General features: G+C 66.0%; 25 protein-coding genes. 5 read left to right on the top strand and 20 right to left on the bottom strand.

Features of this window, described 5'->3' with window-relative positions:
- Positions 1–3: 3 nt before the first annotated feature.
- The 5 genes from GV161_RS09175 to GV161_RS09155 all read right to left on the bottom strand — a co-directional run bounded on the left by GV161_RS09175 (position 4) and on the right by GV161_RS09155 (position 4,001).
- Positions 4–774 carry an ABC transporter permease gene (locus tag GV161_RS09175; RefSeq protein WP_152015003.1) on the bottom strand — a complete coding sequence of 257 codons (771 nt, stop codon included), beginning with the start codon at positions 772–774 and terminating at the stop codon, positions 4–6.
- 11 nt (positions 775–785) lie between these two features.
- The gene (locus GV161_RS09170) at positions 786–1,598 is read right to left on the bottom strand and encodes an ABC transporter ATP-binding protein (RefSeq protein ID WP_244624117.1); all 813 of its coding nucleotides are present in this window, start codon (positions 1,596–1,598) and stop codon (positions 786–788) included.
- On the bottom strand, positions 1,595–2,605 hold the full coding sequence (locus tag GV161_RS09165; protein ID WP_159650150.1) for an ABC transporter substrate-binding protein: 1,011 nt from the start codon (positions 2,603–2,605) through the stop codon (positions 1,595–1,597). The genes GV161_RS09170 and GV161_RS09165 overlap by 4 nt, the downstream gene beginning before the upstream one ends.
- Before the next feature lie 86 nt (positions 2,606–2,691).
- On the bottom strand, positions 2,692–3,663 hold the full coding sequence (locus tag GV161_RS09160; protein WP_152015005.1) for a tripartite tricarboxylate transporter substrate binding protein: 972 nt from the start codon (positions 3,661–3,663) through the stop codon (positions 2,692–2,694).
- Complete coding sequence (locus GV161_RS09155; protein WP_152015006.1) at positions 3,660–4,001, bottom strand: AraC family ligand binding domain-containing protein; 342 nt, start codon at positions 3,999–4,001, stop codon at positions 3,660–3,662. The genes GV161_RS09160 and GV161_RS09155 overlap by 4 nt, the downstream gene beginning before the upstream one ends.
- Positions 4,002–4,223: 222 nt before the next feature.
- Here GV161_RS09155 and GV161_RS09150 point away from each other — a divergent pair, with 222 nt between their 5' ends.
- The gene (locus GV161_RS09150; protein WP_152015007.1) at positions 4,224–4,571 is read left to right on the top strand and encodes a RidA family protein; all 348 of its coding nucleotides are present in this window, start codon (positions 4,224–4,226) and stop codon (positions 4,569–4,571) included.
- 1,362 nt (positions 4,572–5,933) lie between these two features.
- On the opposite strand, the gene GV161_RS09145 is transcribed toward GV161_RS09150, so the two are convergent.
- Positions 5,934–6,332 (bottom strand): helix-turn-helix transcriptional regulator, encoded by a 399-nt coding sequence (locus GV161_RS09145; RefSeq protein ID WP_159650149.1) that lies wholly within the window; start codon positions 6,330–6,332, stop codon positions 5,934–5,936.
- Between the two features lie 216 nt (positions 6,333–6,548).
- Here GV161_RS09145 and GV161_RS09140 point away from each other — a divergent pair, with 216 nt between their 5' ends.
- A complete protein-coding gene (locus GV161_RS09140; protein WP_152015009.1) occupies positions 6,549–7,355 on the top strand; it encodes a DUF72 domain-containing protein in 807 nt (268 codons plus the stop codon).
- Between the two features lie 3 nt (positions 7,356–7,358).
- Here the strand turns inward: GV161_RS09140 and GV161_RS09135 are convergent, their stop codons facing one another.
- From GV161_RS09135 to htpX, 7 genes are all read right to left on the bottom strand, one after another.
- Positions 7,359–7,841 carry a YbaK/EbsC family protein gene (locus GV161_RS09135; protein ID WP_152015010.1) on the bottom strand — a complete coding sequence of 161 codons (483 nt, stop codon included), beginning with the start codon at positions 7,839–7,841 and terminating at the stop codon, positions 7,359–7,361.
- Positions 7,838–8,116 (bottom strand): hypothetical protein, encoded by a 279-nt coding sequence (locus tag GV161_RS09130; RefSeq protein ID WP_152015011.1) that lies wholly within the window; start codon positions 8,114–8,116, stop codon positions 7,838–7,840. Before GV161_RS09130 ends, GV161_RS09135 begins: the two co-directional genes overlap by 4 nt.
- A 1-nt stretch (position 8,117) precedes the next feature.
- A complete protein-coding gene (locus GV161_RS09125) occupies positions 8,118–9,296 on the bottom strand; it encodes a low temperature requirement protein A (RefSeq protein ID WP_152015012.1) in 1,179 nt (392 codons plus the stop codon).
- A gap of 156 nt (positions 9,297–9,452) precedes the next feature.
- Positions 9,453–11,045 carry a bifunctional phosphoribosylaminoimidazolecarboxamide formyltransferase/IMP cyclohydrolase gene (gene purH, locus GV161_RS09120; RefSeq protein ID WP_152015013.1) on the bottom strand — a complete coding sequence of 531 codons (1,593 nt, stop codon included), beginning with the start codon at positions 11,043–11,045 and terminating at the stop codon, positions 9,453–9,455.
- A gap of 114 nt (positions 11,046–11,159) precedes the next feature.
- On the bottom strand, positions 11,160–12,902 hold the full coding sequence (locus tag GV161_RS09115; protein ID WP_152015014.1) for a heparinase II/III family protein: 1,743 nt from the start codon (positions 12,900–12,902) through the stop codon (positions 11,160–11,162).
- 58 nt (positions 12,903–12,960) lie between these two features.
- Positions 12,961–14,295 carry a transcription antitermination factor NusB gene (locus GV161_RS09110; RefSeq protein ID WP_152015015.1) on the bottom strand — a complete coding sequence of 445 codons (1,335 nt, stop codon included), beginning with the start codon at positions 14,293–14,295 and terminating at the stop codon, positions 12,961–12,963.
- A gap of 1 nt (position 14,296) precedes the next feature.
- Complete coding sequence (htpX, locus tag GV161_RS09105) at positions 14,297–15,190, bottom strand: zinc metalloprotease HtpX (protein WP_152015016.1); 894 nt, start codon at positions 15,188–15,190, stop codon at positions 14,297–14,299.
- A 233-nt stretch (positions 15,191–15,423) separates the two neighbouring features.
- Here htpX and GV161_RS09100 point away from each other — a divergent pair, with 233 nt between their 5' ends.
- The gene (locus GV161_RS09100; RefSeq protein ID WP_152015017.1) at positions 15,424–15,645 is read left to right on the top strand and encodes a DUF1674 domain-containing protein; all 222 of its coding nucleotides are present in this window, start codon (positions 15,424–15,426) and stop codon (positions 15,643–15,645) included.
- Positions 15,646–15,732: 87 nt separating this feature from the next.
- Positions 15,733–17,031: a class I SAM-dependent methyltransferase gene (locus GV161_RS09095; protein ID WP_152015018.1), complete on the top strand. Its 1,299-nt coding sequence runs from the start codon at positions 15,733–15,735 to the stop codon at positions 17,029–17,031.
- Positions 17,032–17,037: 6 nt separating this feature from the next.
- Here the strand turns inward: GV161_RS09095 and GV161_RS09090 are convergent, their stop codons facing one another.
- From GV161_RS09090 to GV161_RS09085, 3 genes are all read right to left on the bottom strand, one after another.
- A complete protein-coding gene (locus GV161_RS09090) occupies positions 17,038–17,235 on the bottom strand; it encodes a hypothetical protein (RefSeq protein WP_152015019.1) in 198 nt (65 codons plus the stop codon).
- Between the two features lie 7 nt (positions 17,236–17,242).
- On the bottom strand, positions 17,243–17,374 hold the full coding sequence (locus tag GV161_RS31325; protein ID WP_280179052.1) for a hypothetical protein: 132 nt from the start codon (positions 17,372–17,374) through the stop codon (positions 17,243–17,245).
- Positions 17,375–17,500: 126 nt separating this feature from the next.
- On the bottom strand, positions 17,501–17,818 hold the full coding sequence (locus tag GV161_RS09085; RefSeq protein WP_152015020.1) for a DUF2853 family protein: 318 nt from the start codon (positions 17,816–17,818) through the stop codon (positions 17,501–17,503).
- A gap of 234 nt (positions 17,819–18,052) precedes the next feature.
- On the opposite strand from GV161_RS09085, the gene GV161_RS09080 reads away from it, so the two are divergent.
- Entirely contained in the window at positions 18,053–19,000 is a 948-nt protein-coding gene (locus GV161_RS09080) for a 2-hydroxyacid dehydrogenase (protein ID WP_152015021.1), read from the top strand.
- A gap of 29 nt (positions 19,001–19,029) precedes the next feature.
- Here GV161_RS09080 and GV161_RS09075 read toward each other — a convergent pair whose 3' ends face one another.
- From GV161_RS09075 to GV161_RS09060, 4 genes are all read right to left on the bottom strand, one after another.
- Complete coding sequence (locus tag GV161_RS09075; protein ID WP_244624189.1) at positions 19,030–19,491, bottom strand: L,D-transpeptidase; 462 nt, start codon at positions 19,489–19,491, stop codon at positions 19,030–19,032.
- 214 nt (positions 19,492–19,705) lie between these two features.
- On the bottom strand, positions 19,706–20,152 hold the full coding sequence (locus GV161_RS09070; protein WP_152015023.1) for an NfeD family protein: 447 nt from the start codon (positions 20,150–20,152) through the stop codon (positions 19,706–19,708).
- A 2-nt stretch (positions 20,153–20,154) separates the two neighbouring features.
- Positions 20,155–21,132 carry an SPFH domain-containing protein gene (locus GV161_RS09065; RefSeq protein WP_152015024.1) on the bottom strand — a complete coding sequence of 326 codons (978 nt, stop codon included), beginning with the start codon at positions 21,130–21,132 and terminating at the stop codon, positions 20,155–20,157.
- A 1-nt stretch (position 21,133) separates the two neighbouring features.
- A complete protein-coding gene (locus tag GV161_RS09060) occupies positions 21,134–21,652 on the bottom strand; it encodes a MarR family winged helix-turn-helix transcriptional regulator (protein WP_244624118.1) in 519 nt (172 codons plus the stop codon).
- Positions 21,653–21,667: the final 15 nt, after the last annotated feature.

Genomic DNA, 21,667 nt, shown 5'->3' with positions numbered 1-21,667 from the left:
CCATCAATGCCGGACTTCGCTGAACCAAGGCTTCAGCGCGATATCGACGAAGGCGACGACGGCGTAGAGAGCCATGCCGAGCACCGCCAGCGCCAGCAGCGCGGCGAAGGCGAGCGGCGTGTTCACTTGCGAATTGGCGACGAGCAGGAGATTGCCGAGGCCTTCGTTCGAGCTGATGAATTCGCCGATCACCGCGCCGATGACGGCGAGCGTGATCGCGACCTTCGAGCCGGTGATGACGAAGGGCAGGGCAGCCGGGAACTTGATCTTCCAGAAGGTCTGCCAGCCGGTGGCGCGGACCGAGGCGGCCAGGTCGAGCATCTCCGACGGCGTCGAGCGCAGGCCCGTCGCGGTGTCGACCACGATCGGGAAGAAGGCAACGAGCCAGGCGATGGCGAGCTTGGATTCGATGCCGGTGCCGAGCCAGACCAGGATCAGCGGTGCCAGTGCGACCTTGGGCAGGGCCTGCGTCGCGATCAGCAGCGGATAGAACATCAGGTTGAGCGTGCGCGACGAGGAAATCGCCACCGCGATCGGGATGCCGAGGAAGAAGGCGAGCAGGAAGCCGTAGACGCTTTCCAGCAGCGTCACACGCCCCTCGGAGAGCAGCAGCGGCAGGTTGTTGACCGTCGCGTTCCAGACTGCGAGCGGGCGCGGCAGCACCGCCTGCGGCACGTCGAACAGGACGATGTAGCCCTGCCAGAGCAGGAGCAGCAGGACCAGGCCGAGCACCGGATAGGCGACCCGCGTGACGGCTTCGGAGGAGATTTTCATGGCGCTGTTCGTCACGCGTGATGAAGGACGCCGAGCCCGGCGCCGGCTCGGCGCTCGTACTCGCTGAAGGCTGTCGTGAAACGCTGGCTCGCGGCCCGCGGATAGGGCAGCTCGATCCGGATCCGGTCGGAGACGCGGCCGGGCCGGGCGCTGAAGACGAGGACCTCGTCGGCGAGATAGACCGCCTCCGAGATTGAGTGCGTCACGAACATCACGGTCGCCCCAGTCAGGCGCCGGATGCCGAGCAGCAATTCGTGCATCTCCATGCGGGTGAGCTCGTCGAGGGCGCCGAAGGGCTCGTCCATCAGGAGGAGGGACGGTGAGTGGATCAGCGCCCGGCAGAGCGCGACACGCTGCTTCATGCCGCCGGAGAGCTCGTGCGGACGGCTCTTCAGGAATTTGCCGAGCCCGACATGCTCCAGGAGCTCGACAGCGCGCGCCTTCGCCGCCGCGTCGAGCCGTCCTTTGATCTCCATCGGAAAGAGTACGTTCGAAAGCACGGTGCGCCAGGGCAGCAGGTTCGGGCTCTGGAAGACGAAGCCGAAATCGTCCTGCGGCTCGGTGACCTCGCGGCCGCGGATCACGACGCTGCCGCCGCTGGGCTTGGTCAGGCCGGCGACGATCCGCAGCAAGGTGGTCTTGCCGCAACCGCTCGGGCCCAGCAGGGCGACGAGCTCGCCCTTCCTGAGTTCGTAGTCGACATCCGAGAGCGCGATCATCGCGCCCTCCTGCTTGCCGAAGACCTTACGGACGCCGACGAAGCGGCCGTAGATGTTGTCCGCCTCGTTGGGCGTGCTTTGCGGTTCTGCGGTGGATGAAGTCACGGAAGAACCGGCGTCGCGTGCAGCAAGGTCGCATCGTAGACGTCGCCGGCGGCCAGCTTGGCGCCGGGCAGGGTCTGGAGGATGAGCGATACGGACGAGGCCATCGCCTCGGGGTCGATCGCGCCCAGCCCCTTCTTGGCGGTGACGTCTGTCTTGACCAGCTCGCTCACGATCTCGATCTCTTCCAGGACGACATCCTTCTCGAGGCCCTTGTTGAGCTTGACGACGATGTCGGCGGCCTCGTCCGGCTTGGCGATCGTATCCTTCCAGCCCTTCAGCGAGGCCGCGATGAAGGCTTTGACCACGTCCGGCTTCGACTTGATCAGGTCATCGCGCACGACGATGCCGTTCGAGTAGAGCACGAGCCCGTCATTGGCGAGCAGGTAGGTGCGGGCGTTCGACGAGCCGACCGCCTTGGCGACGCCAGGCCTTGTCATCACGAAGGTCTCGACCGCCGGGATCTTCTTGGCCGCGAGCATGCCGACGCGGGCCGACGGGTCGATATTGGTGAACTTGGCCGGCGTCTTGATACCCTTCTGCGCCATGAAGGCCTCGATCACCTTCTGGGTGAAGCTGCCGGCGCCGCTGCCGATTTCGAGCCCGGCGAGCTGGTCGGCGGAGCGAACATTGGCGCCGTCGCGCAGCGAGAAGATCGCATAGGGCGCCTTCTGGTAGATGACCGAGACCATTTTTGCGGTCGAACCGCCATTGGCCCGGGCTGCGACGACGCCGGCGACGTCGGAGAAGGCGATCTGCGCGGTTCCGGCTTCGATCGCCTGGATCGCCTGCGCCGTTCCCTGTCCGGCGATGATGCTGACGTCGAGCCCGGCCTGCTTGTAATAGCCCTTGTCGAGAGCGACGAACCAGGCGGCGTGACGCCCGAGCGCGCGAAAGTCGAGCGAGAAGGTGATCGGGGTCTGCGCCTGGGCAGGGGCAGCGGCGAAGCCCAGGGCGGTGGCGAACGCCCCCGCAAGGCTGGCGATGGCGGTCTTCCTCATCCAGTGCATCGGCATTCCCCTCTTCCGGCGAGCACAGCTCTTGGTCTGGAAGATGTCCGATCCACTGATATTTCTCAAGAGATATCTTTTGAAAATCACTCGACCGGGATGCCTGCCTTGGCGATGACCTCGCTCCATGCCTTGCGGTCGCGCGCGATGCGCATCCCAAGCTCCGCCGAGCCTGCGGCTGCGACGGTCACGCCTGCAGTTGCGAGCCTGGCGGAGGTCGCGGGCCGCGCCAGAACGCCCGTCACGGCCTGCTCGAGCCGAGCCAGCAGCTCAGGCGGCGTCGCTCTGGCGGCGAGCACCGCGAACCAGGCCGAGGTGTCGAAGCCGGGGATGGCCGCCTCCGCCACGGTCGGCACCTCCGGCAGCAGAGGCGAGCGGCTGGCCGAGGTCACGGCAAGAGCCCGGAGCTGGCCGCCTCGGATATGTTCGAGCACCGTCGGCAGGTTGTCGAACATCAGGTCGACCTGCCCGCCGACGAGGTCGGTCACCGCCTGGGCGCTGCCCTTGTAGGGGACGTGCACGAGCGAGATGCCGGTGGTGAGCCGGAACATCTCGGCGTTCATCTGGCCGTTCGAGCCGATCCCCTGCGAGGCATAGGTGAGGCCACCGGGTTTGGTCCGGGCGAGCGCGATCAGTTCGGCAAGGTCGCGCGCCGGAAGCCCGGGATTGACGACGACGACATTGGGGACTTGCCCGGTGACGCTGACCGGGACGAGGTCACGCTCCACGTCATAGGACAGCTTCTTGTAGAGCAGAGGATTGAGCGTCAGCGCACTCGAAGCCACGGCGAGCAAAGTGTGCCCATCGGGTGCCGACCTCGCCACGGCCGAGACGCCGATCGAGCCGTTCGCGCCCGGCCGATTCTCGATCAGCACCGGCTGCTTCCAGAGTTCACTCAGCCCCTCGCCAAGGACCCGGGCGATGATGTCGCTGGTGCCGCCTGCCATATAGGGCGAGACGATGGTGACGGGTCTGCTCGACAGGCCCTGAGCTCGCGCGGTCGCTGTCAGGAATGGCGCGAGGAGCGGCAGGGCAAGGAGGCTCCTGCGCTCGATCATGGTGCGGAAGGCGTCGCAGCGGCCGGGGTCTTCAGCTCGACGAGCACATTGCGATACTGCCAGGTGCTGATGTTCTCGAGCTCATGTGGAACGCCGGGCATGCGCCAGAGACAGGCGCCCGGCTTCTCGTCGGTCGCGACCTCGCGCCCGTCATCGAAACGCATGATGTTCTTGCCGTCTGTCAGCGGCACGATCAGATACGGCAATTCGTGGATATGGCGCGACTGAATCTCTCCGGGCTCGAGCTCAACGAGCCACACCCTGACATGCTCGTTCTCTAAGACGATCCTGTCGCCGATTGTCCCGATGCCACTGGTTTTCACGTCGGATTCCTCCACCTGAGCCGGCGCGCAAGAGTCCGCCGGCACAACGGTGTTATAAAATCTCTTGTGAAATATTTGCAACGTGATCGTCGGAAAGCAGATTTTTGTCGAATCTAAAGGGCTGCTCGTCACACATCGCGGCAATATGGCGTCGTCGCGATGTGCGTCATAGAGGCGATCGGCGCCGGCGAACGACCCCGGGACATCGGCCGAAGACCGAATAGATGGAGCGATCCCATGATTGAACGAATTGGCATGACGGAACGCTGGAGCGACGCAGTTATCGTTGGAGATTTGATCTTCCTCGCGGGCCATGTCGCCGAGCAGACGCGCGGACAATCCGTCAAGGTGCAGACCGAGGAAGTTCTGCTCAGCCTCGATGAGACACTGGCCCAGGCCGGCGTCTCCAAGAACAACCTGGTCAGCGTTACCATTTACCTCGCCGACATGGTGGGCTTCGCCGCCATGAACGAAGCTTGGGACGCCTGGGTCGCAAAAGACCACGCGCCGGCCCGCGCGACCGTCGAGGCACGCCTTGCCTATCCCGACCTCCTCGTCGAGATGACGGCGATCGCCTCCCGATAGTCCCGCGCCGGTCCCATCGGTTCTATCGCCAAATGCGAAGACGATCCGTCGGGCTTGATCGCTCGACGGAAAGATGGTGCGCGCCTCCCTAAACCAATCGCTTCTGTGGGCTGGAGGATGCCCTCTGGCTCAGCCCGGCCGGCTCGCGAAATCGAATGCCCATCAGGTGCATGCCGCCCGGCAAAGATGGCCTCGGGCAGGAGATCGCAATGCTCGCGAGCGACTCCAGCTCAAGGGTGCCAACAAGGTCGTCTTCTGATCGATCAGCTCTCCGGAAAAATTGGCTCTGCAGTTGGCCAATTACAGATCCAGAGGTCTGCTCTCGGGCCGAGAGCCAGAGTCCGCTCGTGGCGCGCTTCGGCCGAAAGAACATTGGCGACTGCCGTCGGGGAGCCGAGTTTGCTCCAGTCAGTGTGCCGAATATCGACGTTTAAGTCAGGGCGTCGGCGCCTGACGCAGCTCTTTGCAACGTGCCTTTGGCGCGCCGGCAATCTCGTGAATTAGAGGCGCGCATTGCGCTTTCGGCGGTTTCTTCGGAGCATCTCCGCCAGTTCGTCTGCCTGCACCTGCGTTCAAGGTTTGGGATGTCTCGCGATCTTGCCGATGTGCCTCGACCTGTTGGTGATACCACGTGCGAGCCGCCCTTCGCGCGAGCAAGCCCACTAGCTCGATCAGAGCCTTGTTAACAGCTGGATTGTCGCGATTGAGCGTCAGTTCGGTGCTCGGAGCATCCGTGCGCTGTTTCATAGGGCACCATTGCGCTTAGCAAGGTCACCACTATCCCGTTAGGATGGGACATGGTGGGGCGAGGAAGCACCAGTGAATTTGAGAGATATGACACGGACATCTCAGAAATCCGCAGATGTCGCATCGGGCGAAATAACGCGGGAGCTTCGAGCACCAGCTGCTGGTGCAGGAGAATTCACGGGAGAGGTGCGGGCCAAGGCTGACACCACGGCTTCGGCAGGCGTTCTTGATGCTCTGCGTCGATCGCCGTTGGTCGGATCCGAGCTGCATATGGAGCGCGAGCAAGCGGTGGGCCGGCTGGTCGATCTCTAAGCGGCTGTGTCGAGAGCAGACTGTGATCCCCAGCAAATATCCCAGCTGCACAGCCTGCTACGCAGCGCTGCGAAACAGGCCGCTACGAGCCGCCAGCGCCATCTGCTTTAGTAGTTCGTAACTGATTGGAAAATAACTCAATTTGAGATGATTGCCCGCCCCCCCGCAACCAAATATACTAAAAACCCCGTCGCAAACCGCGGCGGGGTTTTGCCGTTCATAACGCACAACAGAGAGACGCCGGCGCTCGGCAAGGCATCCTGGACGCGAGGAGAACGCGATTCCTCAGGCGATCTACGTTTCCTACTCATCGAGTTCGGCGAAAAATTCAGTGAGGCACGCCAAAGCACTCAGTGTGCCCTGATCCCTGATCTTCTCCGTCGCCTTGTTCACTCTCAAACGCGAAGCAGCCGCTGGTTCAGTTCGATAGAGCTTCTGCTCGACATCCGAGAGGCCCACCGACGCGACCAATGCAGCCATCCCTCTGCCAAGCTCTCGCGGCGAGGTGCCGAGGAAGCTTGAGAACTGCATCAGGAATTGCGAGCTGGCATGGCTCAGGCCACGCTCATAGCTAACATACTGCTGTTCACTGACATGGAGGGCCTGTGCTACCTCGGCTCGCTTCAACCGCGACGCAAGCCGAAGACGCCGCATTCGATCGCCAACGATACGCTTGAATTCCGCCCGCCAGTCGCGATCCATCGACACCCCTCGGTTCTGCTCCTTCAGCGTGCAACTCTGCATAGGATGCAGTCAATAGCTGCAGCCAGGGGTCGCCTGGCCACGGGTGGGGCGCGCAGGCTCGGCATTGGACTTACGTTCGCAGCAAGGGTGAGCATCATGCTGCCGCCTATCGACAGGGGCTGCAGCGTACTACTCTTCGCTTCAGATTGAGCGACACGGTCGAGGATGCGAGCCATGGCCACCAGAACAGCCGGACAGATCCATATCGGCATTGGCGGCTGGGTATTCGAGCCCTGGCGTGGGACCTTCTACCCCGACAAGCTCTCGCAGAAGCGCGAGCTCGAATATGCCGCGAGCAAGCTGACTTCGATCGAGGTCAACGGCACCTATTACGGCTCGCAGAAGCCGGAGAGCTTCGCGAAATGGCGGGCGGAGACGCCTGACGGCTTCGTCTTCGCGCTGAAGGGCTCGCGCTTCTGCACCAATCGCCGCGTGCTGGCCGAGGCCGGGCCTTCGGTCGAGAAGTTCGTGACCTCCGGTCTCAGCGAACTCAAGGAGAAGCTCGGCCCGATCAACTGGCAGTTCATGGCGACCAAGGCCTTCGACCCCGTCGATTTCGAGGCCTTCCTGAAGCTGCTGCCGAAGGAGGTCGACGGCATCAGGCTGCGTCATGCCGTGGAAGTGCGTCATCCGAGCTTCCGCTCGCCCGACTTCGTCGCGCTGCTGCGCGAATACGGCGTCGCCGCGATCACCGCCGGCGATTCCGACTTCCCGCAGGTCGCCGACGTCACCGCGCCCTTCGTCTATGCGCGGATCATGGGGACCAAGGAGGCGGAGGCGCTGGGCTATCCGGCCAAGCAGCTCGACGCCTGGGCCGGCCGGGCCAAGGACTGGGCCAAGGGTGGCGCGCCGGATGATCTGGAACTGGTGGCGCCTGCGGCGGAGAAGACGCCACGCGACGTCTTTCTCTATGTCATCAGCGGCGACAAGGTCCGCAATCCCGCTGCGGCGATGGCACTGATCGAGCGCGTGCGCGGCTGAGGCCTACTCGGCGGCCTGCGCCGCTGGCTCCTGGCAGACATCGACCCATTCTGCGCCGGTCAGCGCGGCCATGCGGTCAGGGCTGATGCGTACCGCGGTCTGCGTCGAGCCGGCAGCCGGCACGACCTCGTCGAAGACCTTCAGCGAGACGTCGCAATAGACCGGCAGCGGCGTCGATAACCCGAACGGGCAGACGCCGCCGACTGGATGGCCGGTGAGGGCGACGACCTCGCCCTGATCGAGCATGCGGGGCTTGGCGCCGAAGGCGGCCTTGGTCTTCTTGTTGTCGAGGCGGGCATCGCCGCGCGTAACCAGCAGGACGACGCGATCGCCGAGGCGGAAGGAGAGGGTCTTGGCGATGCGCGCCGGCTCGACGCCAAAGGCTTCCGCCGCCAGCGTCACCGTGGCGCTGCTGCCGTCGGTTTCGAGGATGGCGATATCGGGAGCATGCTGCGCGAAGAAGGCGCGGACGGATTCAAGGCTCACGACACATTCCTTCCGAAGCGCCACCAGATCAGGGATGCCACCAGCGCCGGCACGCCGAAGACGACGAGCAGGATCGGGGCCTCCTGCAGGAAGCTGTAGCCGGCCCGGGTGATGCCGACGATCAGATTGATCACCGAGGCGGCGAACCAGAGCGGAATGAACAGTTTCATCGCGAAGACGATCGGATGGCGCCCGCCCGTGTTCAGCCGCGGCGCGATCAGGAGCAGCACGCCGAGCAGGGCAAAGCCCGCGGCGATGACCTTGACGGTATGCATTTCACGATTCCTTCGGACGCAGGGACAAGGTTTCCCAAGCTGCGACGAGAATGAGGATCGCGGTCGCGCCCATGCTGAACCCGAGCGGCGGCAAGCTGCCAGCCAGCGGCGTGAGCAAAGCGAGCAGGCCGAGCCCGACCAGATGAGACAATGGATGCCAGCCGGCGGTGACCTTCTTGAACAACAGGTTGCCAAGAAGGTAGAGCGCCGGCCCGGCGATGATCGCGATCGCCGTTTTCATATCTGTATGGCCGCCGGGATGGGCGAGCACGAACTCGTCGCCGACCGCGACCAGGATGATGCCGGCGACGAGCAGCAGGTGGATATAGGTATAGGCGATGCGGGCCAGCCGGCCGGGATCGTCGGAGCGCGCGATCTGCTCGCTGGCGCGCTCGGCACCGATGTTGAAATAGATCCACCACATCGCCACCGAGCTAACAAAGCTGTTGGCGAAGGCGAGCACGATGACCGGCGTCATCGCCAGCTTGGCAAAGGTCGCGCCAGTGACGAGCACGGATTCGCCGAGCGCGATGATGACGAACAGGGCGCAGCGCTCGGAGAAATGGCCGCCCTCGATGGTCCAGTCGGCGGTGGTCGAACGGCCAAGGCCCGGGACATAGAAGCCGAGCGAGGGGGAGACGTATTCGAGGCCGAGAGCCAGTGCCCAGAAGGCGAAGCGGCTATTGCCCTCGGCGAGGCCGCCGGCGATCCAGAAGATGCCGGACAGGACGAGCCAGGCCGTGATGCGCTGGAAATTGCGGTAGTTTCCGGGGCTGTGCGGCTTCAGGCTCAGCATGGTGAAGAGTGAGCGGCCGATCTGCATCGCCGCATAGGCGCCAGCGAAGATCAGGCCCTTCTCGCCGAAGGCCTCGGGCAGCGAGGTCGAGAGCAGGAGCCCCGCGAACATCAGCGCGAACAGCATCAGCCGCACGGCGATGTGGTCGGGATCGAGCCAGTTGGTCACCCAGCTCGTATAAATCCAGACCCACCAGACAGCGCCGAGCAGCAGCGCCGCCTGGGCGAGCCCGAGCGCCGAGAAATGCTCGAGCAGCGTGTGCGAGATCTGGGTGATCGCGAAGACGAAGACCAGGTCGAAGAAGAGCTCGACGAAGCTGACCTTGTTGTGCGTGTGCTCCGCACGCGGGCGCAGCACATGTCGTCTGGCGCTGTTGCCGCTCATCCCGCCCCCACGCTCTCTATCTTGTGAAATCCTAGAGGTTGTCAGGAACCGCGGGCAAGGCTTGGATCAAGCCTCGTCATTCCGGCGCTCCGCTTCGCGGCCTGTCCGGAATGACGGAAAACTCAGCCAGGATTCACAAAGGCGGCTTTGCCGGCTTCAGTGCCGGAAGTGGCGATGGCCGGTGAAGACCATGGCGAGGCCGGCCTCGTCGGCCGCCTTGATCACCTCGTCGTCGCGCATCGAGCCGCCGGGCTGGATCACCGCGGTGGCGCCGGCCTCGGCCGCGGCGAGCAGGCCGTCGGCGAAGGGGAAGAAGGCGTCGGAGGCGACGACCGCGCCCTTGGCCAGGCTCTCCGGCACGCCGGCCGCCTTGGCGGCCTCGCCGGCCTTCCAGGCGGCGATGCGCGAGGAATCGACGCGGCTCATCTGGCCGGCGCCGACGCCGACCGTGGCGAGGTTCTTGGCGTAGACGATGGCGTTCGACTTGACGTGCTTGGCGACGCGGAAGGCGAAGCGCAGATCGGCGAGCTCGGCCTCGCTCGGCTGGCGCTTGGTCACGACCTTGAGCTCCATGTCGTCGACCACGGCATTGTCGCGCGCCTGGGCGAGGAAGCCGCCGGCGACGGTGCGCAGGGACAGGCCGGACTTGCGGACATCCGGCAGGCCGCCGGTCAGGAGCAGGCGCAGGTTCTTCTTGGCTGCGACGAGCGCGATCGCCTCCTCGTCGGCGTCGGGGGCGATGATCACCTCGGTGAAGATCTCGACGATCTTCTTGGCGGCCTCCGCGTCGAGCTTGCGGTTGAGCGCGACGATGCCGCCGAAGGCCGAGACGGGGTCGCAGGCGAGGGCCCGCTCATAGGCCTCGAGCAGCGAGCCGCCCTCGGCGACGCCGCAGGGATTGGCGTGCTTGACGATGACGCAGGCGGCGGTGCGGGCCGGGTCGAACTCGGCGACGCATTCGAAGGCGGCGTCGGTGTCGTTGATATTGTTATAGGAGAGCTGCTTGCCCTGGACCTGGCGGGCGGTGGCGACGCCCGGACGCTGCTCCGGCGTGCGGTAGAAGGCGGCCCATTGGTGCGGGTTCTCGCCATAGCGCATGGTCTCGGCGAGGCTGCCGCCCAGCGCCCGGAAGGCCGGCGAGGTGTCCCCGAGCTCACCAGCGAACCAGTTCGAGATCGCGGCGTCATAGGCGGCAGTGCGCGAATAGGCCTTCTGCGCCAGCTTGCGGCGCAAGGTCAGCGTGGTCGCGCCTTTATGCGTCTCGAGATCGGCCAGCACGGCGGCGTAGTCGGAGCCTTCGACCACGACGGCGACGTCATTGTGGTTCTTGGCGGCGGCGCGGATCATCGCGGGACCGCCGATATCGATGTTCTCGATGCAGGCGTCATAGGGCTTGCCGGCGGCGACCGTTGCCTCGAACGGGTAGAGGTTGACGACGAGCAGGTCGATCGGCGCGATGCCGTGGCCGAGCATCGAGGCCTGGTGCTCGGGATGCGAGCGGACGGCGAGCAGGCCGCCATGGACCTTGGGATGCAGCGTCTTGACCCGGCCGTCCATCATCTCTGGGAAACCGGTCAGGTCGGAGACGTCGGTGACGGCAAGTCCGGCTTCGGCGATCGCCTTGGCGGTGCCGCCGGTCGAGACCAGGGCGATGCCCAGGCGCGAGAGGGCGCGGGCGAAATCGATCAGCCCGGTCTTGTCGGAAACGGAAAGCAGCGCGCGTTCGACGCGGCGGAGTTCGTTCGGCATGGGAAGATCAGGTCCGGGTTGATGAGCGCGAGGCGCGGAATACTCGCGCGCGCCCTATCACGCCCGGGCTTTGCTGCAAAGCACAAGACGCCGCAGCCTTGTCCTGCGGAGAGGTCAGAGCGGCAGATCAGGCTCGGCTTCGGCCTGTTCCTGCCGGGCCTCTTCGGCTCTGGTCTTGCGTTGCGCCGGCGTGCCGAGGCGGGCGAAGCGCCAGATGACCTGCGGCGTCGCCACAGCGTTGAACTCGACGACGAGCTGCGCGGTCTTGTGGCGGCCATCGGCGGCGGCGAAGAAGATGCTTTCTTCCAGCCCGACCCGCAGCCCGGAGGCCTCGAAGGCCCAGATTTCGCCGGAGGGCAGCGCCAGCAACGCGCCCTCGCCGTCGCGGATCAAGCTTGGCTTGACGTTGGGGTGCAGATGGAAGCGTGCGGCGGCCGGCAGGCTCGCCAGCGCGGCCGGCGGGCTCAGCGCATCCTCGCCGACGAGCTCGCTGCCATTGCGGGACAGCAGCAGGCGGCGGGTATGGACGGTGCCGAAAGCGCGCCGGTAGCCGTCATGGCTGGCGACCCATTCATGCCCGTCCTCGCCATCCTGGCGGGCGACGCGGACATCGACCGGGCCGGCCGTGATCCGTCGCTCGCCGAGCACCAGGCCGAAGACGGCGCTGGAGCGGTCGTTCAGCGTCACGGTCGAATGGGCGGCGGTGGCGCGGGCGGCAAGCTTGAGCTCGGGCGTGCCGAAGCGGCTGGCGCCGCAATTCACCACGATGCGCTGTGAGCCCGTCGACAATTCGAAGGAGAGGCAGCCGGCATGGGCCTCGATCGAGTTGGCGCCGCGCGGCGGTGGCCCGGCCTCGACGACGACGATGCTGGTGCCGGCACTGAGCCGGTCATAACCGGAATAGGCGGCGTGCTCGATCGGCCGGGCGCGGACATCGTCATAGGCGGCGAGCGTCGCCATCAGATCGGGTGGCGTCGCGTTCATGCCATTGAACAGAGCGAGCGCGCCATCGCCATGCCGGAACAGCTTGAGATGCGGCATCATCCGGTCGATCCCCATGATGACGGCGCGGGGTGGTTCGAGTCCACGTGCGGTGAAGGTCTCGCGCAGCGGCAGGAGATCGAGCAGGAGGTCGATCAGGATGCGGGGATTGCGGCTGAGATGGCCGCCATCCGGCAGGATCTGCTGTTCCAACTCGTCGGAGAGCGCCACTTCGTAGCGGCGCAGCCGTCGCTCCTGGCCGTCGAGGCAGATGGCGGCGAAGCAGATCGCGATCAGGCATTGCAGCCGCGCCGCGCCTTCGACGGCGCCGGCGAGCGCGAGCTGGAGGCGCTCTGCCGTCTGCGCGACATGGCGGATGAAGCGCTCGTAGAAGGCGTGGTCGGCGCCTTCGAGCAGGAGCGGCGAATGCGACAGGAACGACATCAGCCGGCGGGCGATCACGGCCGGGCGGCGGGCGATCTCGTCGCGGTCATGCCGGCGGGCGATGAACTCGTCGACGAGGGCGCGGGCGTTGGCGCGGGCGATCGCTGTGTCGGCGGCCCGCAAGTGACGCAGCCAGACGAAGCCGTTCAGCGCCTCGGACCAGGCTTCGCTCGGCGGCGCGACCAGGAAGGGCGATTCGCCATGGCAGTTCACGGTGCGGCCGGAGAGCGCGAAGTACCCGGCATAGATCTCGCTCGCTGTGGTCGGGTCGGCGGTGCGCAAATCGTGCGGGGCGAAGAGCAGGCGGCTGGCGCGCAGGCGGCCGAACGGCCAGAGCGCGCGTTTGGCGCCGACGACCTGGCCGCGCGTGCGCCGCGCCGCCCTGCCGATGGCTGCCCGTGCCAGGCCTCCGCGCTCCGACCAGCCGTTCAATGAAGTCTGCTGCCTCGCCGTCCCGCCGCCTCCCTGCGAAGGCGAATCCCCGATCGAGTCATGATCTTATCAGGCGACAAGCGTAAAATCCCGCCCATCCTGAGAGGCGCGGCGTCTCGCCGGCGAGCTGGTGCGGCAGCGTGCGCAAATCGCCCTCAGCCGTCAGCGCCTCAACCTGGCCGCCGATCTCCGCCGGCTTGATCGCATCGCGGGCGAAGTCGGCGTTTCGCGCCAGGAAGGCCTCGATCTGCGCCTCGCCTTCCGCACGTTCGAGCGAGCAGGTGCAGTAGATCAGGCGCCCGCCTGATTTGGTGAGCCGCGCCGCCTGGTCGAGCAGGCGCGCCTGCAGTGCTGCGAGCTTGGCGACATCCTCGGGCTGCTTCGCCCAGGCGACGTCGGGATGGCGGCGGATCGTACCAGTTGCGCTGCAGGGTGCGTCGAGCAGCACGGCGTCGAAAGGCTCGGCCTCAAAGCTCGCGACATCGGCGGTGACGACCTCCGCGCTCAGCCCGAGCCGGTCAAGATTGGCCTTGAGCCGGCGCAGGCGCGGGCCGGAGCGATCGACGGCAACGACCTCAGCGCCCGATTGCGCGAGCTGCACGGTCTTGCCGCCGGGCGCGGCGCAGAGGTCGGCAATGCGCTCGCCTGGCTGGACATTGAGGAGCTGAGCGGGAAGAGCAGCGGCGGCATCCTGCACCCACCATTGCCCCTCGGCGAAGCCTGGCAGGCCGGTGACCGCCTCGCGCCCACGCAGGCGCACCGAGCCAGTCGGCAGGACGATGCCGTCGAGCTTGGCGGCCCAGCTGGCCGGATCGGATTTGACGGTCAGGTCGAGCGGCGGCTCCTCGGCATGAGCCGCGGCGATCGCCATCGCGACATCGGGGCCGTAGACTTGCGTCCAGCTCTCGCGCAGCCAATCGGGCGTATCCGTGAGCGGTTCGAGATCGGCGAGGATCGCCTCGCGCTCGCGCGCCAGCCGCCGCAGCACGGCATTGCCGAGCGAGGCGTAGCGAGAGGACCGGGCGTCTTCGTGCAGTTGGCGGATGGCGAGGTCGACCGCCGCATGGTCGGGCACGTCGAGGAAGAGCAATTGCGCGGCAGCGGCGACCATAATCGGCTCGAACGGGCCGGATTTGCGCGGGCTGCCGCGTTCGAGGCGGGCGCCGACCACCTGGCGGATCGTGCCGAGGCGGCGGAAGGCGACGGTCGCGATCGCGCGCGCCAGCCCGGCGTCGGCGGGCTCCAGCCCCGCCGTCGCAACCATCCGCTCGAAGGTCTCGTCGAGCGCGGTGCCGGCGCGCAGCACCTCGTCGATCAGCGTTGCCGCCAGGCGGCGCGCAGCGAGGCCCGGGGTATCGTCAGCCGGCGCGCGGTTTTCGTGAGGAGCTGCCATCTCAGCCCCAAGGCCCGGGCTCGCGGCCGCCGGCGAAGGGGTTCTGGCTCGCGCCGGCGCCCATGGCGCGCGCCTGCTCCATCAGCGCGGCGATGCGGTTGCCGGTATCGGGGTGGGTCGAGAACAATGAATCCATGCCGCGGCCTGAGAGCGGGTTGATGATGAACATATGCGCCGTAGCAGGCTTCGCCTCGGCCGTCTCGTTCGGGATGTGGGAAACGCCGCCGGCGATCTTGGCAAGCGCGTCGGCGAGCGCCACCGGATTGCCGCAGATCTCGCCACCGATCCGGTCGGCCTCGTATTCGCGCGAGCGCGAGATCGCCATTTGGACGATGGTCGCCGCCAGCGGGGCGAGGATCATCAGCGCGATCTGGACGATGGCGTTGGGACGATTGTCGCGCGAGCCGAAGAACATGCCGAAGGAGGCAAGGGACGAGATCGCGCCGGCCATGGTGGCGCTGATCGTCATGGTCAGCGTGTCGTGGTTCTTGATATGGGCGAGCTCATGCGCCATCACGCCGGCGAGCTCGTCATAGCTCAGCGTGCGGATGATGCCGGTCGTCGCCGCCACTGCGGCATTCTGCGGATTGCGGCCGGTGGCGAAGGCATTCGGCTGGTCTTCCTGGATGATGTAGACGCGCGGCATTGGCATGCCCGCACGCTGGGCGAGGCCCTGGACCATGCCGTAGAGCTCGGGCGCGGTCGCAGCATCGACCTGCTGCGCGTTGTAGGCGGCGAGCGCCAGCTTGTCCGAGTTCCAGTAGCTGAACAGATTGGTCGCGACCGCGATGCCGAGCGCGATCAGCATGCCGCCGGCGCCGGCGAGCAGATAGCCGACCACGCCGAACAGCGCGGTGAGCGCCGCCATCAGCATGCCGGTACGGACATAGTTCATGCAGGAACCCTTTCTTGCATCGCTATCCGGCGCGGAAAGGTTCGCCGGAACGCGGTTTCGTCCTTAGAGCCGGATGATCTCGGATGGAACCGCAAGGCGGTTCCATCCGAGATCTGAATCCGTCTCTCATCAAAGAGTTAGAGCAGGATCACAGCAAAAAACCGGTTCCCACTTTTTCGCATCCTGCTCTATGTGGTGGAGTCGATGCCGATCCTGCAAGAGAATGGCCGATCATGAGCGCGCAGACGAAGACGGATGAAGCCGAGACCAGCGCTCCCGCAAAGGCGTTGTCGCCGGCGGCGCAGCGGGCGCTCGCGGAAGCGCAGGCGCGCCGGGCGGCGATCGACGCCAAGGCCGCCGAACTCAGGCAGCAGAAGGAGCTCGACGGCCGCGGTGGGCTCGAGCCGGTGCGCTATGACGACTGGGAGGTGAAGGGCATCGCCAGCGATTTTTGAATGGCCGGCAGAGCCCGTGCCGCTCAGGCCGTTGCCAATTCGTCTCCAGCCGGCCAAAGACGACTCAACTGCACATGGCTGGACCGGATGAGTGACGATAAACGCATCGAGGCGCTGCGGCGGCTCCTGATCGAAGCGCACCAGAAGCTCGGGCTCAAGCTCGGCTTCTCTCTCTGGGACGGCTCGCGCGTGCCGGCTGACTGGCCTGCGGACGGGCTGATGATCGCGCTTCGCGATGCTGGCGTCGTCGCGGCACTGCTGCGCAAGCCCAAGCTCGATACGCTGCTGCACCTTTATATCGCCGACCGGATTTCGATCGAGAACGGCTCGATCTTCGATCTGGCCGTGGCGCGCCCCGACGGCAAGGTCGGCCGGCTGGCGCGCGGCATCTCCAAGGCGGCGGTGTTCGACGTGGTCCGGCGCTTCATCTTCGCGCCTGGACAGGCGCAGGCGGCGGTGACCCACCGGCGCGGCGACGAGATCGCCCGAGATGGCGACCCGGCGACCAACAAGGCCAATGTCGCCTACCACTACGATGTCTCGAACGCGTTCTACCGGCTCTTCCTCGACGAGGAGATGGTCTACACCTGCGCCTACTTCACCGAAGACCACGGCGATATCGGCCGCGCCCAGCGCGACAAGCTCGACATGATCTGCCGCAAGCTGCGGCTGAAGCCCGGTGACAAGCTGCTCGACATCGGCTGCGGCTGGGGCGCCCTCATCTGCCATGCCGCGCAGCATTACGGCGTCGAGGCGCATGGCGTGACCCTGGCCGAGGAGCAGCTGAAGTTCGCGCAGGAGAAGGTCGAGCGGCTTGGGCTCTCAGGCAAGGTCACGCTGCATCTCAAGGACTTCACCCAGATGGAAGGGGAGTTCGACAAGATCTCCTCGATCGGCATGTTCGAGCAGGTCGGCATCCGCAACCATCCGACCTATTTCCAGGCGGTGAACCGGTTGCTCAGGCCGCGCGGCCTCTATCTGCACCATACGATCTCGCGGCGCGCCAAGAAGACCGAGAAGGCCTTCAACAGGATGCCGGCCGAGTATCGCGCTCTGGTGCGCTACATCTTCCCGGGCGGCGAGCTCGACCATCTGGGCATGTCGATCGCCAATCTCGAGCGCCATGGCTTCGAGGTCCATGATGTCGAAGGCTGGCGCGAACATTATCAGCGCACGACCCGGCTGTGGTGGGAGAAGCTGAATGCCAACAAGGCGCAAGCCGAGGCCGAGATCGGCCCGGAGCGGACGCGGATGTGGCTGATCTATCTCGCCGGGTGCTCGCTCGCCTTCGAGCGCGGCGGGGCGCTGGTCAACCAGACGCTGGTCTCGAAGCGGCGCAAGGGCCCGTCCGGCCTGCCGCTGACGCGGGTCGATCTCTATCGCTGAGCGCGGTTACGACAGGCGCAGTGCGAGCGGCCGAGCGCTGAAGGTCACGGCGCCGGCTTCGGCACGGGCATAGTGCAGGGCATCGTCCCGGCTGCGGAAATATCCGCCGCCGCGTCCATGGGTCTCGACCGCGATCCAGTGGCCCTCGCGGTCGCGCCCGATCTTGAAATGCGGACGGGCGGTTGAGGCGGCGGCGGTCGGCATGGCCGCCTCAAAAGAAGCCGATCGTGGCGCCGAAGGCGAGGCCCGCACCGAAGACGATCATCGAGGCGAAGGTGGCTTCGGCGACGGTGAAGAGCGTCTGGGCGTGGCCGGAGAGGACGGAACGGGACAGCGTGAACATCGAAACCCCCAAGGGCGGAGCATTGATGTTCCGGTCTTGCGGCGCTCTGCGCAGTTTTCGCGGCAGGCTCTGAAAACGCGAATGGCGCCCGAAGGGGCGCCATCAGGTCAGGCCAGGCTTTCAGACCTATTTCTTCACGAAGGCGTCGAGCTTGCCGTAATGTTCGGCCAGCAGATAGTAGAAGGTCAGGCGCGACTTGGTCTTGTCGGCCTTCATGTGATCGCAGGTCGCCTTGATGGAGGCGTCGAGGTCGGCGCTCTTCAAGCCCAGCTTCTTCTTCAGGAAATTCTCGCGGACGCGGTCGAGCTCGGCGGGGTCGGAGCAGGCGACATAGCGGGTGTCGGGCTTGCTCATCACCAATGCATAGGACTTGCTCATGCCGGCAAAGGCGGCCTCGTTGACAGGCTTCTTGGCGAACTTCTTGACGTCGGCGAGATGATCCATCGAGTACCCCTCTGAAGACATATCGGTTCGAAGGCGCGCTGGACTCAGCGTTACGCCTTCGGAAACGATATCCGGCTTTTTTGTCGCAGGCGAGAGGAGCGATTCAGGAAAATCCCGTCGATTGCCCGGTGTTTTCGTATTGCATCTGCGAGATGGCCGACCGGCGCCAGGGGTTGTTGAAGCAGGGGGCGGCAAGTGCTGCGATGCAGCAATCGACCCGGGGACCTTTCAGCCATGAAGCCGACGATCCTGATGGCCCCGCGCATGCCGGCCCGCCTGGTAGCCCGCTTGCAGGAACGGTACGAGGTGCTCGGGCCGATGAGCCATCCCGGGCCGGAGGCATTGCCATCCGGAGCGGAGGCTGCGCGCGTGCTCCTGACAGTCGGAACCTGGAAAACGGACGCAGCCCTGATCGAGGCTTTGCCCAATCTCGGCCTCATTGCTTGCTACGGCACGGGCAATGAAGGCGTCGAGCGGGCTGCCGCGAAGGCGCGCGGCATTCTGGTCAGCAATGCGGCCGATGCCAATGCGACGAGTGTCGCCGAGTTCGCCATGGCGCTGATGCTGGCGAGCGTCCGGCAGATCGGGGCTGCCGAACGCTTCGTGCGGGCTGGCCGCTGGCAGGGCAATGCGATCGAGCGCATGGCGACGGTGCCGGGTCTGGCCGGCCGGAAGCTGGGCATTTTCGGGCTTGGCGCCATCGGCCAGCGCATTGCGGTGCGCGCTGCCGCTTTCGACATGACGATCGGCTATCACAACCGTTCGCCGCGGCCGGAACTGCCCTATCAATACCACGCCAGCCTGCGCGGACTCGCAGAGTGGGCCGATATCCTGATGGTCTCGGTCCGTGCGAGCGGCGAGACACGGCATGCGATCGATGCGCAGATCCTGCGTGCGCTCGGTCCGGACGGTCATCTCGTCAACATATCGCGCGGCATCGCGGTCGACGAGGCCGCGCTAATCGAGGCGCTGGAGAACGGAACAATTGCGGGCGCGGGGCTCGATGTCTACGAGCACGAGCCCGCCATTCCGGACCGGCTCAAAGCGCTCGAGAATGTCGTGCTGACGCCGCATATCGCCGCCAACGCGGAATCGGCCCAGGTCGCGCAGCAAGAGCTGCTGCTCGCCAATCTGGAGGCATTCTTCGCCGGCCGACCGCTTCTGTCGCCAGTCGCAATCTAGGCGCGAGAAACGTTGCCGCTCATCGGCCGTCAGGGCATCACGACGACCGGCGTGCCCATGCGAACCCGGGCGTAGAGATCGATGACGTCACTGTTGTGCATCCGGAAGCAGCCATAGGAGGCGGCGGTGCCGACCGAGCGCGGATTGTTGGTGCCGTGGATGGCGTATTGCCCGCCTGGGCCGAGGCCGATGACGCGCGCGCCCATCGGGTTGTTGGAGGCGCCGCCGGGGATCACGTCGGGCAGGCGCGGATTGTCGCGCTTGACTTCGGCCGGCGGGCTCCAGGCCGGGTCGACCTGGAGTTCCTCAACATATTTGACGCCGCGCCACTGCTTGCCGGCCTTGCCGACAGCTATGGTGTAGCGCAGCGCCTGGCCGGGCGCGGCGATGTAGTAGAGCTTGCGCTCGGCGGTGCGGATCAGGATCGTGCCGGGCTGGTAGCGATAATCCGGGAAGTCGACGACCTCGCGCGCCTGGGCGGGGCGCACCATGAGCAGCATCAGCAGCGAAAGCGCCGCCGCGATGATGAAATCGATCGGTCCGTGCCGGCCCGCCATGGCCTTCTCCCTGAGAAACGGAATGTTTCGGGAGCGGATTTGGGCTGATCGCCGGTGAATCGAGGGTTCAGCAGCATGGTGAACCCTGGATTCAGCATGAATCCGGGCTTAATCCCCTGTCAGGCGAATGCCCGCCGCAGGTCGGCGCTCAGGCCTTCTCGACGACGAGCGTCGCGCCATCGACGCGCACGACGCGGATCTCGGTGCCGGCGAGCAGCTCGGGGCCGGTGACGCGCCAGGAGGAATCGCCGATGCGGATGCGGCCTTCGCCGCCGGTCATCGTCGCCTCCAGCCTGAAGACCTTGCCGATCAGCTGGCGGCCGCGATCGTTCAGGCCGCTTGCGGTGTCAGGTTCGTCGCTGCGGTGGCGCGTGACAAGGCGACCGATGAGGACGGAGGCGACGGCGAGGCCTGCGAAGACCAGCCAGGCGCCTTGCCAGGCGAGGCCGGTCAGCCCGACCACGGCTCCGGTCAACAGCGCGGCGAGCCCGAGCCAGAGCAGGAAGACGCCGGGCGCCAGCATCTCGCCACCGACCAGGACGAGCCCGAGCACGATCCAGCCCCAGCCGCCGAAGGAGGCAAACCAGTCGAGCATACTCAGCCCTCCGTGCGGCCTGCCGCCGGGACGGAACCGGAGCGCCGGTTCGCCACCGCATCCTCGCCGAACACGGCCCTGGTCAGCTGGGCAATGCCGCCGACGGTGCCAGCAAGCGCCGCAGCTTCAATCGGCACGATCACCACCTTGCTGTTATGGGCGCTCGCGATCGCCTTCAGTGCCTCGGTATAGCGCTCGGCGATCAGGAAGTTCGCGGCCTGGATGTCGCCCCGGCTGATCGCCTCGCTGACCATGGCGGTCGCGGCTGCCTCGGCCTGGGCCGAGCGCTCGCGCGCCTCGGCGTCGCGGAAGGCCGCTTCCTTGCGGCCCTCGGCCGCGAGGATCTGCGATTGCTTCTGCCCTTCCGCCTTGAGGATCTCGGCCTGGCGCTGGCCTTCGGCCTCGAGCACGGCGGCGCGCTTCTCGCGCTCGGCCTTCATCTGCCGGTTCATCGCGCCGGCGATGTCGGCCGGCGGCAGGATGTCCCTGATCTCGATGCGGGTGACCTTGACGCCCCAGGGCGAGGCGGCGGCGTCCATCACCCGCAGCAGCCGCTCGTTGATCTCGTCGCGATGCGAGAGCAGCTGGTCGAGATCCATCGAGCCGACCACGGTGCGGATATTGGTCATGGTCAGGACCATCAGCGCCTGGCCGAGATGGGAGACCTCGTAGCAGGCCTTGGCGGCGTCGAGCACCTGGTAGAAGGCGGCGGCGTCGATGCGCACGCCGGCATTGTCCTTGGTGATGGCTTCCTGCGAGGGAATGTCGAGCACCTGCTCCATCACATTCACCTTGTGACCGATGCGCTCGATATAGGGCACGATCAGCCCGAGGCCTGCCCCCAGCGTGCGCGAATAGCGGCCGAAGCGCTCGACCGTATAGTTGAAGCCTTGCGGGATGGTGCGGACCCCGAGCGCGATCGTCAGGATGACCAGCGCGACCAGTGCGACGACGACGATGTCGAAGCCAGTGGGATTCATCTCAGCTCTCCGGCTCAATCGGGGAATTTCGTTCAAGCGTGGCTTTGCGAGCGTCTGATGACGGCTCGCGCGGCGGCTTGCCTTCGAGGTAGCCGACGACCCGCCACATCATCGTGCCGACGGCATTGCATTCCTCGTCGCTGAGCACGCCCATCATCGCCTCGATCCGGGCGGCGTGGATCGCCAGCGCCTTGCGGGTCAGGACCTCGCCATCCCCGGTCAGCCAGAGCCGGCGCACGCGCCGGTCGGCCTCGTCATTGCGACGCTCGATCAGGCCGCGCCGCTCGAGCTCGGGCAGGAGCATGCTCATGGCGCTGCGGCCGACCAGGAGCTTCTCGGCAAGCTGCTGCTGGGTCAGACCGGGTGTACGGAAGACGTTGGCGAGCACATCGTAATGCGCGAGCTGGATGCCGAGCGGTGCCAGCGCCTCGGAGAAGACCTTCTTCCAGAGCTGGTGCATGCGCGCGACCGCGAGCCAGTTCTTGAAGCGCGGCAGGTCCCAGGGAAGCCCCGACTTCACGGTGCTACTCGGCTC

It is taken from the genome of Bosea sp. 29B, from assembly GCF_902506165.1.
GTDB lineage: Bacteria > Pseudomonadota > Alphaproteobacteria > Rhizobiales > Beijerinckiaceae > Allobosea.
Note: the sequence above shows the minus strand (reverse complement) of the source record. Positions and strands in the feature narration are given on the sequence as shown.

What these genes read in the sequence shown, in the direction of transcription:
- htpX (WP_152015016.1), bottom strand. Translation starts at nt 15,190, where the DNA reads ATGAACTATGTCCGTACCGGCATGCTGATGGCGGCGCTCACCGCGCTG.
- GV161_RS09080 (WP_152015021.1), top strand. Translation starts at nt 18,053, where the DNA reads ATGAAGCCGACGATCCTGATGGCCCCGCGCATGCCGGCCCGCCTGGTA.
- GV161_RS09130 (WP_152015011.1), bottom strand. Translation starts at nt 8,116, where the DNA reads ATGCATACCGTCAAGGTCATCGCCGCGGGCTTTGCCCTGCTCGGCGTG.
- GV161_RS31325 (WP_280179052.1), bottom strand. Translation starts at nt 17,374, where the DNA reads ATGTTCACGCTGTCCCGTTCCGTCCTCTCCGGCCACGCCCAGACGCTC.
- GV161_RS09150 (WP_152015007.1), top strand. Translation starts at nt 4,224, where the DNA reads ATGATTGAACGAATTGGCATGACGGAACGCTGGAGCGACGCAGTTATC.
- GV161_RS09145 (WP_159650149.1), bottom strand. Translation starts at nt 6,332, where the DNA reads ATGGATCGCGACTGGCGGGCGGAATTCAAGCGTATCGTTGGCGATCGA.
- purH (WP_152015013.1), bottom strand. Translation starts at nt 11,045, where the DNA reads ATGCCGAACGAACTCCGCCGCGTCGAACGCGCGCTGCTTTCCGTTTCC.
- GV161_RS09100 (WP_152015017.1), top strand. Translation starts at nt 15,424, where the DNA reads ATGAGCGCGCAGACGAAGACGGATGAAGCCGAGACCAGCGCTCCCGCA.
- GV161_RS09070 (WP_152015023.1), bottom strand. Translation starts at nt 20,152, where the DNA reads ATGCTCGACTGGTTTGCCTCCTTCGGCGGCTGGGGCTGGATCGTGCTC.
- GV161_RS09075 (WP_244624189.1), bottom strand. Translation starts at nt 19,491, where the DNA reads ATGGTGCGCCCCGCCCAGGCGCGCGAGGTCGTCGACTTCCCGGATTAT.
- GV161_RS09140 (WP_152015009.1), top strand. Translation starts at nt 6,549, where the DNA reads ATGGCCACCAGAACAGCCGGACAGATCCATATCGGCATTGGCGGCTGG.
- GV161_RS09065 (WP_152015024.1), bottom strand. Translation starts at nt 21,132, where the DNA reads ATGAATCCCACTGGCTTCGACATCGTCGTCGTCGCACTGGTCGCGCTG.
- GV161_RS09090 (WP_152015019.1), bottom strand. Translation starts at nt 17,235, where the DNA reads ATGCCGACCGCCGCCGCCTCAACCGCCCGTCCGCATTTCAAGATCGGG.
- GV161_RS09085 (WP_152015020.1), bottom strand. Translation starts at nt 17,818, where the DNA reads ATGGATCATCTCGCCGACGTCAAGAAGTTCGCCAAGAAGCCTGTCAAC.
- GV161_RS09095 (WP_152015018.1), top strand. Translation starts at nt 15,733, where the DNA reads ATGAGTGACGATAAACGCATCGAGGCGCTGCGGCGGCTCCTGATCGAA.
- GV161_RS09125 (WP_152015012.1), bottom strand. Translation starts at nt 9,296, where the DNA reads ATGAGCGGCAACAGCGCCAGACGACATGTGCTGCGCCCGCGTGCGGAG.
- GV161_RS09160 (WP_152015005.1), bottom strand. Translation starts at nt 3,663, where the DNA reads ATGATCGAGCGCAGGAGCCTCCTTGCCCTGCCGCTCCTCGCGCCATTC.
- GV161_RS09110 (WP_152015015.1), bottom strand. Translation starts at nt 14,295, where the DNA reads ATGGCAGCTCCTCACGAAAACCGCGCGCCGGCTGACGATACCCCGGGC.
- GV161_RS09175 (WP_152015003.1), bottom strand. Translation starts at nt 774, where the DNA reads ATGAAAATCTCCTCCGAAGCCGTCACGCGGGTCGCCTATCCGGTGCTC.
- GV161_RS09165 (WP_159650150.1), bottom strand. Translation starts at nt 2,605, where the DNA reads ATGCACTGGATGAGGAAGACCGCCATCGCCAGCCTTGCGGGGGCGTTC.